This window comes from Sphingobacteriales bacterium (assembly GCA_016719635.1).
In the GTDB taxonomy this organism is placed as follows: Bacteria; Bacteroidota; Bacteroidia; order Chitinophagales; family JADIYW01; genus JADJSS01.
The window spans coordinates 1-14210 of sequence record JADJYT010000004.1 but is presented as its reverse complement, the minus strand read 5'-3'; the positions used below and the strand labels follow the sequence as shown (position 1 = coordinate 14210).

Annotated in this window: 17 protein-coding genes; 11 read left to right on the top strand and 6 right to left on the bottom strand. The window is 41.0% G+C overall.

Annotated features, from left to right (window positions below):
- Position 1: 1 nt before the first annotated feature.
- The 3 genes from IPM95_09060 to IPM95_09050 all read left to right on the top strand — a co-directional run bounded on the left by IPM95_09060 (position 2) and on the right by IPM95_09050 (position 2387).
- On the top strand, positions 2–1399 hold the full coding sequence (locus IPM95_09060; protein MBK9329442.1) for a redoxin domain-containing protein: 1398 nt from the start codon (positions 2–4) through the stop codon (positions 1397–1399).
- A 5-nt stretch (positions 1400–1404) separates the two neighbouring features.
- Complete coding sequence (locus tag IPM95_09055) at positions 1405–1878, top strand: hypothetical protein (protein MBK9329441.1); 474 nt, start codon at positions 1405–1407, stop codon at positions 1876–1878.
- Positions 1879–1982: 104 nt separating this feature from the next.
- The gene (locus IPM95_09050; protein MBK9329440.1) at positions 1983–2387 is read left to right on the top strand and encodes a hypothetical protein; all 405 of its coding nucleotides are present in this window, start codon (positions 1983–1985) and stop codon (positions 2385–2387) included.
- Here IPM95_09050 and IPM95_09045 read toward each other — a convergent pair whose 3' ends face one another.
- Both IPM95_09045 and IPM95_09040 read right to left on the bottom strand, forming a co-directional pair.
- Positions 2388–3149 carry an MBL fold metallo-hydrolase gene (locus IPM95_09045; protein MBK9329439.1) on the bottom strand — a complete coding sequence of 254 codons (762 nt, stop codon included), beginning with the start codon at positions 3147–3149 and terminating at the stop codon, positions 2388–2390.
- An 80-nt stretch (positions 3150–3229) separates the two neighbouring features.
- Positions 3230–3505 carry a hypothetical protein gene (locus IPM95_09040; GenBank protein ID MBK9329438.1) on the bottom strand — a complete coding sequence of 92 codons (276 nt, stop codon included), beginning with the start codon at positions 3503–3505 and terminating at the stop codon, positions 3230–3232.
- Positions 3506–3662: 157 nt separating this feature from the next.
- Here IPM95_09040 and IPM95_09035 point away from each other — a divergent pair, with 157 nt between their 5' ends.
- From IPM95_09035 to serA, 4 genes are all read left to right on the top strand, one after another.
- Positions 3663–4106 (top strand): Rrf2 family transcriptional regulator, encoded by a 444-nt coding sequence (locus IPM95_09035; GenBank protein MBK9329437.1) that lies wholly within the window; start codon positions 3663–3665, stop codon positions 4104–4106.
- Entirely contained in the window at positions 4093–4548 is a 456-nt protein-coding gene (locus IPM95_09030; GenBank protein MBK9329436.1) for a DUF2461 domain-containing protein, read from the top strand. Before IPM95_09035 ends, IPM95_09030 begins: the two co-directional genes overlap by 14 nt.
- Positions 4506–4751, top strand: coding sequence for a DUF2461 family protein (locus IPM95_09025; GenBank protein ID MBK9329435.1), 246 nt, complete (start codon positions 4506–4508; stop codon positions 4749–4751). Before IPM95_09030 ends, IPM95_09025 begins: the two co-directional genes overlap by 43 nt.
- A gap of 77 nt (positions 4752–4828) precedes the next feature.
- The gene (serA, locus tag IPM95_09020) at positions 4829–6061 is read left to right on the top strand and encodes a phosphoglycerate dehydrogenase (GenBank protein MBK9329434.1); all 1233 of its coding nucleotides are present in this window, start codon (positions 4829–4831) and stop codon (positions 6059–6061) included.
- Positions 6062–6066: 5 nt separating this feature from the next.
- On the opposite strand, the gene IPM95_09015 is transcribed toward serA, so the two are convergent.
- Positions 6067–6888, bottom strand: a complete 822-nt coding sequence (locus IPM95_09015) for a universal stress protein (protein MBK9329433.1) — start codon at positions 6886–6888, stop codon at positions 6067–6069.
- Positions 6889–7066: 178 nt separating this feature from the next.
- Here IPM95_09015 and IPM95_09010 point away from each other — a divergent pair, with 178 nt between their 5' ends.
- From IPM95_09010 to obgE, 3 genes are all read left to right on the top strand, one after another.
- Entirely contained in the window at positions 7067–7645 is a 579-nt protein-coding gene (locus IPM95_09010; protein ID MBK9329432.1) for an adenylate kinase, read from the top strand.
- A gap of 188 nt (positions 7646–7833) precedes the next feature.
- Positions 7834–8175 carry a DM13 domain-containing protein gene (locus IPM95_09005; protein MBK9329431.1) on the top strand — a complete coding sequence of 114 codons (342 nt, stop codon included), beginning with the start codon at positions 7834–7836 and terminating at the stop codon, positions 8173–8175.
- A 96-nt stretch (positions 8176–8271) separates the two neighbouring features.
- Positions 8272–9261, top strand: coding sequence for a GTPase ObgE (gene obgE, locus IPM95_09000; GenBank protein MBK9329430.1), 990 nt, complete (start codon positions 8272–8274; stop codon positions 9259–9261).
- Here obgE and IPM95_08995 read toward each other — a convergent pair whose 3' ends face one another.
- Complete coding sequence (locus IPM95_08995; protein MBK9329429.1) at positions 9262–10071, bottom strand: hypothetical protein; 810 nt, start codon at positions 10069–10071, stop codon at positions 9262–9264. It abuts the gene before it with no gap.
- 88 nt (positions 10072–10159) lie between these two features.
- On the opposite strand from IPM95_08995, the gene IPM95_08990 reads away from it, so the two are divergent.
- Positions 10160–11407 carry a sterol desaturase family protein gene (locus tag IPM95_08990; GenBank protein MBK9329428.1) on the top strand — a complete coding sequence of 416 codons (1248 nt, stop codon included), beginning with the start codon at positions 10160–10162 and terminating at the stop codon, positions 11405–11407.
- 63 nt (positions 11408–11470) lie between these two features.
- On the opposite strand, the gene IPM95_08985 is transcribed toward IPM95_08990, so the two are convergent.
- Both IPM95_08985 and IPM95_08980 read right to left on the bottom strand, forming a co-directional pair.
- Positions 11471–12523: a helix-turn-helix transcriptional regulator gene (locus IPM95_08985; GenBank protein MBK9329427.1), complete on the bottom strand. Its 1053-nt coding sequence runs from the start codon at positions 12521–12523 to the stop codon at positions 11471–11473.
- A 33-nt stretch (positions 12524–12556) separates the two neighbouring features.
- The gene (locus tag IPM95_08980; GenBank protein MBK9329426.1) at positions 12557–14065 is read right to left on the bottom strand and encodes a cellulase family glycosylhydrolase; all 1509 of its coding nucleotides are present in this window, start codon (positions 14063–14065) and stop codon (positions 12557–12559) included.
- Positions 14066–14210 lie beyond the last annotated feature (145 nt).

Below are 14210 nucleotides of genomic sequence, written 5' to 3'. Positions count from 1 at the left end.
TATGATAAAACATTTCTTGCTGTGGGCAATTACCCTTTTTAGTTTCCTTTCAGTTCAGGCTGAAAAATTACGAATCAGCATTTCTGACAGTTTACTCACTAAACCGGCATACCTCTGGATTAAATACTACGAAAACGGTATACTTTCCACAAAAGATTCTGTTCTGGTCAGCAATGAGAATAAGGATAGTCTTTTATTTGATATGGCCAATTATAAAGGCTACTGCGAGCTACACTACAAAAAAAATGACAAAGATGGACTGGGCTTCTTATTCAATCCGCTTGAAAAGAATGTCAAACTTGAATTAAAAATTGTGCTGGAAAAAAAAGAACTGATAATTACCAATTCTCTGGATAATATTATCGGAAATCAACTAATTGATATATCCAATAAGATTTACGAGGCACTGAATAAAATCCAGTATAATGCAGCTACCCTAAGCCGGTTTGACTCTTTATACCTGAACAAATCACTCGGGTTCGAGAGACAGCGAGAAAAACTGCACGATGCCATGAACCTGATGTGCGACTCTGCATCCAAAGATAATGCTGTATTATTTGCTTCTGTGCTTGCAGATTTTTTGAAAATACCCTCTGCTGCGACTACTCCTGAATTAAAGAAATATTTCGACAACTATGATGCCATGCTGCACTGGCATTATTTTGATTATATTGACTTCAAAAATCCGCTAATTCTGAATCATCCTGTATTTAACGCCAAAATAATCAAATACTTTTCTGATTACTGCGACAACTCCAATATTTCTCTGAATGAAGGAATTGATATCCTGATGAAAAAAAGTCAGGCTAATGAGACGGTGAGAAATTATGTCTTTAATTTTCTTGTTGACTACTTCCTGAAACGCAATAATGACCCTGAGGTTGCCTATCTGAATGAGCAATACGCTGATGGCTGCGGGATAAAGCTTTCGACTGAAAAATTAAAAGAATTTTCAGGTATCATACAAACACAGACCGGCGCTAAAATTCCAGATGTAATTTCATATGATGCAAAAAATGAAATACGTTCTTTATATAATGAAGCGGAAAAGAATAAATTCACCGTCGTTTACATTTGGATGTCTTCCTGTCATGCCTGTCAGACTAAAACTCCACAGTTGATGGAAATGCTTGCGCAGTTTCAAAAGAAAGGTGTAGGGATTTTATCTGTTTCGCTGGACGAAAAAAAAGAAAACTGGCTGCTGGCTATCCAGAAATACAAAATTGAAAGATGGATAAACGTTGCTGAGCTAAAACCTGTTCAGGAATCATCGGTAATTCCAAAATTAAACATCCGTACAACGCCAAAATTGTTCATTATTGACAATACCGGAAAAATTATTGCAAAAGATGTGTTCGGATCTGATTTACAGGCCATGCTTAACCAACTGCTAAAATAACCGCTATGAAATTTGTATGCATTATTATCTTTCTGTTTTTTGGACTCTTATCAGGACTTAAAGCACAGAGCAACAGTGTCAATATTTCAAGCATTAAACCCATCTCCAGAGCAGAGTTTAATGCTGTTTCAGCTAAAGCGAACGAAGGTGATATTGTACTGATCAAAGGCGAAGGAATGATTTATTATTATTCCGGAAATCAGTGGTATGCCATGAAAGGTGAATGCTACCCGAAAACCTCCACGCCTTCTATAGATTCTGTAGTCAGCAAAAACGAAAAAGTCTACATTTATTTTGGTGCCGTTTCAGAGCAAAAATATAACATTGCAATTCAGCAGACATCCATCAATCTTGAATCATCTGTCTCACCGGTAATTATAGACCAAATTTCAGAAAAGAGACAATACATTATAGAACTGAGAGCATTTTCGAAATGTGGCGGAAGTTCACCTATATTTTATAACTGGGAAAATAAATGATTTAATTTATCTGCAATACAATTTTACTATTGCAATGTAATAATCTGACTTTTATCATATTCAGTTTCTGATTTCCTGACTATATTTAGGCATTAAAATTCACCATGACTATACACATTCTATCTGCCGGAAAACTCAAAGACATACAAGCTGACTTCAGCGCGCATTTTCCGTTTTTAAAACTGGAATTTTACGGCAAATCACACCAAAGCGGTGAAGGCACTTCCAACTCCACTTTACTGCATCTGAATTATTCCCTGAAGGAATTAAATGCCGAGGCTGTTGATGTTGAATGGAAGATTGATCCCTCTATGACGGTAACAGAACTGGAAACCAGTTTTCATGAAAAGACAGGCATCAGCGCACAGGTATTCCGAAAGTCCGGTATGGCATGGCTGCAGACAATCACGACGGATAACTGGTCGCTGGCACAGCAAAACGAAAGAGGAAAAGAGATGTCTGAAGAATTACCCGGCGAAGAGCCGCAAGATTATCACGAACAGGAATAATTATAAACTTATCGACAATCCGTCGTAAGCCAGATGTATGGTTTCCGGCAATTCGCGTTCCACAGCTTCGTGTAAGCCAAGATGATGTGAAATATGCGTAAAATAGGCTTGTTGCGGTTTTATCTCTGACACTTTATCCAATGCTTCCTGCAGATTGAAATGCGAAAAATGCTTTTCCCTTCTCAATGCATTCAGTACTAAAATTTTCGTTCCTCTAATTTTCTCCAGTTCACCTGCAGCAATATAATTGGCATCCGTGATATAGGTAAAATCATTTATCCTGAATCCTAAAACAGGAAGCTGTTTATGCATCACCCGAACCGGGATGAAATGAATGTCCCCGATACTAAAGGGTTCTTCACCCATTGCCTTTAAAGCAATCTGCGGCACTCCCGGATAATCCTGCGGTTTGAATGCATACGAAAATTCATTTCTCAGTATTTCCTGAACGGCATCCTCCGCATACACGTCAATGGTTTTATTGAGCAAATAATTGAACGGACGGATATCATCCAAACCGGCGACATGATCCTTATGCCCGTGTGTGAACACGACGGCATCCAAATCCTGTACTTTTTCACGGAGCATCTGCTGACGAAAATCGGGGCCGGTATCGATTACAACAGAAGTGGTCGCAGATTGTATCAACAAAGACGTACGGGTGCGTTTATCTCTGCTGTCCGAAGAGGCACATACAGCACAATGGCAGGTAATGACAGGAATACCCTGTGAAGTGCCGGTACCTAAAAATATAAAACGAATCGGTTGCAAGGTTGATGTGTTAGCGTAAAATTATGAAATTCTGAAAATACCTGTATGACAAGACGCCATTGAAAAGTAGCCTACAACTCCAATTTTTGTTGTGCCAGCTGATCATAGAGTTTTAGTTGTTTTTCATCCAACAGACTGATGTCCACCTCTATCTGCTGCAAAATATCTATAAGGGCATTGATGCGTGCTTCCGTTTCAAAGAATTTATTGACCACCACCACTCTTTTATCCTGCAGGATGCAATAACCGGATTGGAATCTTCCTTTTTCATAACGGATCACATAGTGATTTTCTTTAAAGATAGATTCAAGATTCGTCAGTGTGGTTAGGTTGTACTTAAAACTCATGGGTCAAAAGTAGTAAGTAAGCAGGTATAAACACGATTAATTTTTACACATTCTCCGATATATCAACAATAAAAGAATACCCAGCATATAGACTAAAAGAAGTATATTTTTAGTAAATTGCATGGTGAAATAGATTCACTCTCAAAGAATTACTGTCGTGCTCTCTAAAAAAACCAAATACGCCATCAACGCTCTTGTGTATCTCGCGAAAAAGCCGGCCAGGGAGCCGGTTTTAATCAGTGAGATAGCCGAGCAGGAACACATCCCGAAAAAATTCCTGGAAACCATCCTGCTCGATTTGCGCAACGCCGGAATCTTAAATTCCAAAAAAGGCAAAGGAGGAGGTTATTACCTGATTAAACACCCCTCGGAAGTCAACCTGGCGGAAATCATCCGATATTTTGACGGAGCCATCGGCCTGTTGCCCTGCGTCACCCATAAATACTATGAAAAATGTGATGAATGCAAGGATGAAATCACGTGCGGTATCCGGCATGCGTTTCTCGCCATCCGGAATGAAACGGTAGAGATGCTGAAAAAAGACACCCTCGAGGTGCTGATTAAAAATGAACTGAAACTGAAGAAACATGCTGTCAAATGATACGCTGAAATTCTTAAAAGAGTTAAAGAAGAACAACAACAAACCCTGGTTTGAAGCAAACAGAAAGCGTTACGAAAATGCACAGAATGAAATAAAGAATTTTATCGCCGGATGGATCAACATGTTGGGAAAGAAGGATTCGTCCATTGCACAGCTGGATCCCAAGAAATGCCTGTTCCGCATTCACCGCGATGTGCGGTTTTCTTCTGATAAAAGCCCGTACAAAAACAACCTGGGCGCCTATCTCAGCAAAAGCGGGAAAAGTGGCAGCAACGCCGGCTACTACCTCCACCTTGAACCGGGCAACTGTTTCTTCGGCGCAGGGTATTACATGCCCCTGCCGGAAGACCTCCAGAAAATAAGACAGGAAATTGATTATAATTTCGGAGATTTTAAAAAATCATCCATTCGAAAAAATTCAAAGACAGCTTCGGTGATTTAACTGCCGAAAGCAAACTGAAACGACCGCCCAAAGGGTATGACGAGCATAATGAAGCGATTGAATACATCAAACTGAAAGGTTTTACTGTATTTAAAAAACTAGACGATGATTTTTTCCTGTCGAATGAACTGGTCAGAAAAAGTACGGAACTTTGCCTGTTGTCCAGACCTTTTGTCGATTTCCTGAATGCCGCGATTGAGTAACTTTTAATAAATCCTTAAATAAACGGCTCCGTCTGTTTAACAGCATTTAAAGTCCTAAAACTTCCCTACTTTTGATTATGGCAAAAGAAGTTTCATTTCCTAAAGACAAAATTAAAATCCTCCTGCTCGAAGGATTACATCAAAGCGCCTTCAATGAGTTCCATAAGAAAGGATACACCTCCATCGTCAGCTCTAAAGATGCCATGACGGAAGAAGAGCTGCTGAATTGTATTGAACAGTATCATATTATTGGCATTCGTTCCAAAACTACCTTAACCGCACCGGTGCTCGAAAAGGCAAAGAAACTGATGACCATCGGATGTTTCTGTATCGGCACCAACCAGGTGGATTTGAAAAAAGCTACTGAACTGGGCATCCCTGTTTTTAATTCCCCTTATTCCAATACACGCTCCGTTGCTGAATTAATCATCGGAAATTCCATCATGCTGCTTCGCCGTATTCCGGAAAAGAACAAATACATGCATGAAAACAACTGGCAGAAGACAGCTAAAGGCAGCTATGAACTGCGCGGTAAAACGATTGGCATCGTCGGCTACGGACATATCGGAACACAGGTATCTGTAATGGCGGAAGGCATGGGATTGAAAGTAATTTATTTCGACGTTGAGCCGAAACTTCCGCTGGGCAATGCATCTTCCGTTGACACATTAGAGGAGTTGATGGAAAAAGCCGATATCATTTCACTGCATGTGCCGGCTACGGCACAAACCAAAAATATGATAGGCGCGAAGGAATTTGCGCTGATGAAAGATGGCGTGATCTTTCAAAATCTCGCACGCGGTACGGTGGTCGATATAGACGCATTAAGAAATGCGGTTGTCAGCGGAAAAGTAGGCGGCGCCGCAATTGATGTTTTTCCTTCGGAACCCAAGCAAAACGGCAAAGGGTTTGAGTCGCCGTTAGTAGGATTGGACAATGTGATACTGACGCCACATGTAGGCGGAAGCACACAGGAAGCCCAGGAAAACATAGGCACGGAAGTGGCGGTAAAGCTGACGGGATTCCTGGACAACGGCAGCACTCTCGGGTCCAAAACCGTTCCTGAAATCAGTCTTTCGATACAACACAACACCAGACGTGTCTTACACATCCATCATAATGTTCCGGGTGTATTGAGTGAGATGAACTCTATCTTATCCAAACACAATGTCAACATTCTAGGACAATACCTGAAAACGAACGAGACTATAGGTTATGTCGTATTAGATGTGGATGCCAACGCAGATCTGGAAATGATGGAAGACCTGAAAAAGGTAAACAATACGATTAAGACCAGAATCCTGTACTAATTAGTTTATTTATGGAATACCAGTACAGGTACTTTGGAATACAATGCCATCATTCGGGTATTGCTTTTGCTGAAGATACGCTCCATTAATGTTTTCTTATGAGTAGACATGGCCACCAAATCTATCTGATGGTTATCGATATAACTGTCTAACCCTTCTTTGATGTTGTCTGCGTCGATGAAATCCCATTTAATCTTTTCTGTTCCGAATGCATTATTGATAGAATCGTATAATTTAGCATCTACCGGCTCATAATGTCCGGTTGTATTGATATTGACGATACACACCTGCCCGGCACCAACAACGGATGCAAAGTCAAACAATTGTTTCAGCACCGGTGTATCATCCTCATGCAGACTGTCCGTATAGGCAATATGGGCAATTCCGTTAAACGTAAATTCTTTAGGAACTAAAATGATAGGCTTCTCCGTACGTTGCATCACGCTGGAAGCATTGCTGCCGATTAATTTATTCAATATTCCGCTGGCACCGGTGGTGCCCATCACAATCAAATCGACATTTAACTCCTCCGCGATATCTATTATCCCATCTGTTGCCAATCCCATCTTAACGGTAGACTCCGCCTGTACGCCTTCTTCCTTTAATCCGTCTGTCAGCAGTTCCATACCTTTCAGCGCAGCAATCCTTATCTGCTCCATGATTTCTCCCGGCATACTGATATCCGGATAGGAATAGTCCGCTACCGGTATGGAATAAAAATTAGCCAGATGCAGGGACGCATTGGTCTTCTTTGCTATATCTTTTGCTATGGTCAGCGCTTTATTGGCCGTTTCTGAAAAATCAACAGGAACTAAGATCGTTTTCATAATCCATTTTTATTTACAAGTAAAGTTATATCATTTTTTATCCTTTTCAAATGATTATTATCATACTGTAACTGCTTTAATGAAAATTCAGGCTTATTTCATAAAACAATTCCTTAATCTTATCGAAATAACAGAGCGTTTGCTTTTAGTTATCTTTGAGCATAGAATTTTAACTATAATGATCAATCTTATTTTATTTGGTCCGCCGGGAAGCGGCAAGGGCACACAGGCGGTGAAGATTGCAGAAGCATTTAATTTATTGCATATTTCCACCGGCGACCTGTTTCGCTCTGAACTGAAAAATGAAACGCCACTTGGCTTGGAAGCCAAAAAATACATGGATAAGGGCGAGCTGGTACCGGATGAAGTCACCATCGGCATGCTATCCAATAAGCTGGATGAATATGCCGGAAAGGTGGATGGTTTCATCTTTGACGGATTTCCCCGCACACAACCACAGGCGGAAGCGCTCGATAAATTATTGGATTTAAAAGACACCTCCATTTCGCTGGTTTTGGCACTGGATGTTCCGGAAGATGAGATTGTAAAACGCATTAAGGAGCGGGGCAAGACCTCCGGCAGGGCAGATGACCTGGACGATGAAATCATTCGCAATCGGTTTAAAGTATACTTAAAAGAAACTGCTCAGGTCGCAGATCACTACAAAAAATCGGATAAGGTAGTCGAACTGGATGGTGTCGGCACTATTGATGAGATTTTCGAAGCACTGAAGACCGTGGTAAAGAATAGCATCTAACATATGCCCCCTTTGGTGTAAAACTCGACATCAACTAACATTTAATAACAATCTACTTATTGATATTTGTCAATTTTATCTTGACTTTTACAAGAAATAACATGCGCAAATCATTTCTTGTTTCAACTCTCATTCTATTATTGGGAACGTTTGTTTTAACATCTTGCAAAAAAGATGCAAATAGCACCGTGGTAACAGACCCGTTTGATGCAACAGGTTTTACACTCCTCTCTACAAGAACTTTTGAATCTGATGCTCATCCTACGACAGGGCAGCTGTTAGTCTGGACAAAATCAGACTCAATTGTTTACGAATTTAAGAATTTTAAGACTGATGATGGTCCGAATCTGGATGTGTATCTGGTGAATGATCTGGACAATGTGATATCCGGTGGATATATGGATTTGGGACCTTTAAAAGGAATCGATGGCAATTTCTATTACCGTACTAATAATACGGCATCTTACAGTTATATCATAGTCTGGTGCTCAGATTTCAACGTTAAATTCGGTCACGCACTTACGATTTAAAACTTCAGTCAGCACTGATAATGAATTCTTTATATTCTAAGCCCTTTTCGGTCTTTATTAAAAGCTATCTTTGTTCCTTTAAATTGATATGCCAATATGGATTCCAATTTTATTGACTACGTAAAACTTTTTGTCCGTTCCGGCAACGGCGGGGCAGGTTCCGTTCATTTCCGCAGGGAAAAATATGTACCCAAAGGTGGTCCGGACGGTGGTGACGGCGGGCGCGGAGGACATATTGTTTTACGGGGCAATAAACAACTCTGGACCCTATTACACTTAAAATACAGAAAGCATATACATGCCGACAACGGCAACGGCGGAGAAGGCGGCCTGCGCTCCGGCAAACAGGGTGAAGATATCATACTGGAAGTACCGCTCGGGACTATAGCCAAAGATGCAGAGACGGGCGAAAAAGAATTTGAAATCCTGGAAGACGGCCAGGAAGTCATCTGGCTGCCGGGTGGACGGGGCGGACAAGGCAACAACCACTTTAAAACGGCTGTTAACCAGACACCACGCTATGCACAACCGGGCGAAACCGGCATCGAAGGGTGGAAAATTCTGGAGTTGAAAGTATTGGCAGATGTTGGCCTGGTAGGTTTCCCGAATGCCGGAAAATCCACACTGCTATCGGTGGTGAGTGCCGCCAAGCCGGAAATCGCCAATTACCCGTTCACCACATTAGTGCCCAATCTGGGTGTTGTCGCTTACCGCGACAACCGCTCCTTTATCATGGCGGATATTCCGGGTATTATCGAAGGTGCGCATGCCGGCAAAGGACTGGGTGTCCGGTTCTTAAGGCACATAGAACGCAATGCCTGTCTGCTGTTTGTAATTCCCGCCGACAGCAACGACATCAAAAAAGAATACAAAATATTAGAAAAAGAACTGAAACTGTATAATAAGGAATTGGTCAATAAACCCAGGGTAATTGGCATCTCCAAATCCGACCTGCTCGACGATGAGCTGAAAAAGATGCTGGCGAAAGAACTGCCCAAGAAGATTCCACATGTTTTCTTTTCTTCGCTTACTTCCGAAAATATCCTGCCGCTGAAAGATATGCTTTGGAAGATGATGAACGCTTAATTATTTATTATCCTCTTTTTTTTCTTCCGTGTCTGAAACTATATCCTCTACGGGACTGGGAATAACCGGATGTTCCAATTCTGTTTTAGAATCATCTATTTCTGTTATGACGGTTTCATCCAGTTTCACTTCAATATGGTCAGGTGATGCCGAACCGATATGTTCTTCCTCTTTCTTGTATTTTTCTTTGTCCCGCTCTTCTTTGGGAATATAATCAGCACCGTAGCGGCGTTTCAGGAGGCGCTCTTTTCTTTCGGCACTGCGTTCACTTACCGTTTCTTTCATCTCGCGGTATTTCTCCTTCCATTCCGCTTCCCGTTGTTTACGGGCAGCTTTTTCCTCTTCCGTTTCCTCTCTCAGGATTTTTAATTTTTCCGGATGAATTTCAAAAGAATCGTTGACCGGAATTTCAACGATCCACCACAAAACCTTGACCTGTGCCTTTCCAACGCTCTGCATCAGGATATTCTGCGACAGCAGGCGCGAAATAGCCTGAAAGATAGAAGTGATGATGCTGATTTCCGATGTTGTGGTCAGCAGTTCATGACTGTTGCCTTTTATTTTTTTCGGACGGGTATAACTCATCCTTCCTACTTTTAATCCATCTCGATTCAGTAAATCTGTCTGAATGGAAACAATCGTAATGGGTAAAAAAAAGGAATTTTGTATACGGATGTCCGTTTCGGTAACCACCTTGGTCAGCCCAATCTCTTTAGTCCGCACTTCCACAATATCAATCATTTTACCTTTTGACGCCCTCGCGATAATGTATGCCTTAATAAGGTCTGTTATTTTCTGCAGTATGCCCATAGGTTGTATAAACTATTGTTAAAATAGGGTATCTCCGTTGTTTAACAACCAAACTTAAGTTAAATTTAAATCAAATAAGAAATTAAATATGGAACACCTGAGTACGGTAATAGCCATTCCTGTCTTCTTACTCTTGATTCTGGTAGAATATTTTGCGACCAGAAAAGCACATCCGGAGTATTACCGGCTGAATGATGCACTATCCAACCTGAATGTGGGTGTTAGCCACTTGTTGTTTAAATTATTGACAACCGGACTGATGCTCGGTGCATACGTTTGGATAAAGGAACACTTTGCACTGGTGCATCTTTCGGGATTCTGGGCTTATGCCATTGTTTTTGTATTGTTTGATCTTTGTTTTTACTGGGCGCATCGGTTCGGGCATGAAATCAATCTTTTCTGGGGCGCACATATCGTGCATCATCAAAGCGAAGAATATAACCTTACTGTTGCATTGCGTCAATCGTGGATACACAGCCTACTGGCCTTTATTTTCTTTTTACCGATTGCCTTTTTAGGAGTGGATATCCTGACACTGGGCATTGTGGCCAGCCTTAATTCTTTCTATCAGTTCTGGATACACACGAAAGCCGTGAAGCGAATGCCGAAATGGTTTGAAGCAGTATTCAATTCACCGGCACATCACCGTGTACACCATGGTGTCAATCCAAAATACATCGACAAGAATCACGCCGGCATGTTCATCATCTGGGATAAACTGTTTGGCACGTTTCAGGAAGAGGAAGAAGAACCTACCTATGGTATTACCAAACCTCTGAACAGCTGGAATCCGGCCTGGGCGAATGTACATTACTACGTAGAAATGTATCAGTCGGGCAAACAATTTAAAGGAATGAAAGACAAACTGAAACTGATTTTCGCACGGCCGGGCTGGAGACCTGATTATCTAGGAGGTCAGATGACAGTATCAGAACCGGATACATCACAACCCAAATACGATGTACAGGCTGCAAGCAGAGGATTGAATATTTACATTCTGGTGCAGTTTGCATTTATCATTATCGGCTTATCTGCATATTTATATCACTTCGAAAAATTATCCGCTTTCTTTCGGGTATTGTCGTTTGCTGTACTGATGCTTTCAACCATCATCTGCAGTGCCATGTTGGAGCGAAAACAATGGGTGAAGTATGCGGAATACTTCCGGCTGCTGCTTGCAATTATCGGATTAAATTCACTTTACTATATCAACTACAACAATTGGTTTTATATCGTGTTGTTTACTTCCTTTATCATCACGGTCTATTTCATTGCATGGTTCACCATGAACACCCACAACAGACATCTGCTGAAAACAATGGCGGTGAAGAAATAATATCGGGTGACGAACCGTCTATTATCAGAAAAGATAAGATTTCTGCAGATTTTTCTGCACTTTTTAAGCGGAAAGCTTCGAAATCAACCTGGATTTTTCCTCAGCGGTTAAACCCATAAAGTCAACCGGATTGATATTGGTCACCTGTTTAAACTGTCTCGTAAAGGAGCCTTGTTCCTTATAACCCAGTCTTGCCGATATCTCTTTAATGTTTTTGCCGCTCTTCAGATATTCAATACCCAGAATCACTTTCACTTCATTTACAATCTGGGAGAAACTGGTCTCTTCCCTGTTTAAGATGGTTTGCAGCTTACGAGTTGACATATGCATCTTATTCGCTACGAAAAGAATCGAAAGCGGAAACAGATCGACGTTATTTAACAGAATGGACTTAATTGTGTTCTTATAGGTTTTCTCACTGTACAACTCTTTCATGCTCTTATTCATCAGGGGTTTCAGGTTGACATATAGATTGTAATTCTGATAATGTATATCCTGATTCAGGTCTGATATTCCGTAATGCAATATATTGTGGCTCTTTGTATAGACAACCTCACAGCCGAAGGTATCGCTAAAAAAATCAATGCGTTCCTTTGAATTGTTCTTATTGTAGAACAATTCAATCTTTTTAGGGAGCACCTTGGTGGTGGACAAGGTCTCTACAATCTTAAAACGGAAGAACAATTCAAAATCTGACAAGCTCTCCATATCGTATTTCTCCCTGTAAATTTGATACGGCATCTGTACACTCCACAAAATATCCTGATCTGCCCTTTTATATTTAAACTCCACAAAATTGGAAAACAACAACTGATACTCTATCAGTTTCTCATAAGAGGTAAATATGTTCTTGCAGGACAAAAGATAATGACCCAGCAGACCCATGTCCAACACATGCATATCTTTAAAAAGAGGATAATATTCCTCCAGTGAATCGTATTCGCTTCTGATATCAGTGATTAACTGCAGCAGCATATGCCCGTCAATCAACTGTTCGTTGTTTTTTTTGGGTGCAAACAGATCATCCGTATCCAGAAACGAATATTTTTGGATATCTATGTTGTTGTTTAATAGAGATTTCAGGATACCTTTAATAATGGAGATGTTAATTTTCACATTGAAAGAAATTTAGAATGAAAATAAAACAGGTCAATAGCGCAATTCGATAGAATAGGTATCATGCACCTTAAATTCAGCGATATAACCACCATTCATTGGTTTTAATTGCTGCAATATACCATTATTTAACACAAATTTTGGTGTTCCAAACAGGTTATTTATCCAAAGGGAGGTAATGCCTTCTGTCCGCGTTTCGGCTTCCAGGTACATTGTACCATTCCCTGAATCAGACCTCAATTTTGCAGGGTTACCGTGTATGGCCCTTGGATAAGGACGACTTAAGACCTGCAGCATAGGGCTATTTTTCCTGCCTGTGTAATTGCCCTGCTTGTCTGTTTCTATCAGCGCCATGCTCAGGTTTTCATACCTTGTTCCATCCCAGCTGATGGAATGAGGATCTCCGGTTGTCTGACACCATTGCCAGTATGTTGAACCCCCGAAATTATTATCTTCCCTGATGGCAAACCGTTTCAGTTTCGCTACCGACACATTAATGTCATTATCAAAAAAACCGTACTCACCGATGAATGTTCCCGTTTGGTAGAGATTACTCAGGGTTGTCAGTAAATCATAGCCCTGTTCTATTGTAAGCAGATAGGTTATCGCTTCAAAGTATGTATGCGGTGCAAAGATTATATTCTTATCTGACGTAAAATTCGGCAGGGAAATAAACGGGATACCTTGTCCATTCCAGGCAACGCTCATTTCAAAAAAGATGATGTGCTGATCCGCTCCTGCACTCCTTTCAGCAGAACGGATGGCGGTGATTGTTTTTCCGTAGAAATTCCCCAGCTTCCCCGCCTCTTCCAGAATAGGCTTATAGCCTAAATTGGGTTCGTTCAGTAAATCATATCCCACTACGTTGGAATATTTAGCCGTTTGTTTTACCAACTCCGTCCAGGCCTTGATGCAGGCGTCCTGAATGCCGTCCTTATTGTCGAAAAAATTCTGAAACGAATGAAATACCGCCGGGGCGGTTTCCCTGCCACCAACGCCGCTGCCATCTCCCTTACAGGTGGAAGCACCATCCGTAATGGTTGCCCACTCAGGTGCGCCGTCCCAGCCATTATTGGGGTAAGAACACTGTTCCATCGGAGGTGTCGCTATGTACTTGCCCCAGGCATCTTGATGCATGTCCAGCAAAACATAAATATTATATTTCGCGGCATCTTCTATTGCCGTATTTATTTCATTGATATACGCCTGATTGTACTTCCCTCTTTCGGGTTCCAGTCTGCTCCAGTGAAATAATAGTCTGACGCAGTTAAATCCATACTCTGCCATCATTTTAAAGTCCTGTTCAGCATAGTGCTTAACGGGCGGCACATCCGGATTAGCCTGCCAGTAATCTCCCAAGCAGTTATAATTCACCCCTCTGAGAATAACATACCTTCCCTTCTGATCAAAAATGCCTTTTCTGTTTCCCCTTTCTGCATGCAACAATTCATTCGATTCATTCTTCAAAGTATCTTTCTTACAGCCAATCTGAAATAAAGTAAGAGAAATTAGAGAAATAAGAGAAAGTCTTAAATGATACATTTTTTACAATTTTAGCAGTCTTAAAGGTCTGAGTATAAACATACAAACACCAACACAATTATTAACACATAGTCTCATTATTGCGCAAAATGCTAAACATTTTGCACAATCCAACATTGCAAGAACTTCTAAACGGATGTAATTT

Coding starts and splice junctions, on each gene's coding strand:
- IPM95_09060 (MBK9329442.1), top strand. CDS start 2: ATGATAAAACATTTCTTGCTGTGGGCAATTACCCTTTTTAGTTTCCTT.
- IPM95_09055 (MBK9329441.1), top strand. CDS start 1,405: ATGAAATTTGTATGCATTATTATCTTTCTGTTTTTTGGACTCTTATCA.
- IPM95_09050 (MBK9329440.1), top strand. CDS start 1,983: ATGACTATACACATTCTATCTGCCGGAAAACTCAAAGACATACAAGCT.
- IPM95_09040 (MBK9329438.1), bottom strand. CDS start 3,505: ATGAGTTTTAAGTACAACCTAACCACACTGACGAATCTTGAATCTATC.
- IPM95_09030 (MBK9329436.1), top strand. CDS start 4,093: ATGCTGTCAAATGATACGCTGAAATTCTTAAAAGAGTTAAAGAAGAAC.
- serA (MBK9329434.1), top strand. CDS start 4,829: ATGGCAAAAGAAGTTTCATTTCCTAAAGACAAAATTAAAATCCTCCTG.
- IPM95_09015 (MBK9329433.1), bottom strand. CDS start 6,888: ATGAAAACGATCTTAGTTCCTGTTGATTTTTCAGAAACGGCCAATAAA.
- IPM95_09010 (MBK9329432.1), top strand. CDS start 7,067: ATGATCAATCTTATTTTATTTGGTCCGCCGGGAAGCGGCAAGGGCACA.
- obgE (MBK9329430.1), top strand. CDS start 8,272: ATGGATTCCAATTTTATTGACTACGTAAAACTTTTTGTCCGTTCCGGC.
- IPM95_08995 (MBK9329429.1), bottom strand. CDS start 10,071: ATGGGCATACTGCAGAAAATAACAGACCTTATTAAGGCATACATTATC.
- IPM95_08990 (MBK9329428.1), top strand. CDS start 10,160: ATGGAACACCTGAGTACGGTAATAGCCATTCCTGTCTTCTTACTCTTG.
- IPM95_08980 (MBK9329426.1), bottom strand. CDS start 14,065: ATGTATCATTTAAGACTTTCTCTTATTTCTCTAATTTCTCTTACTTTA.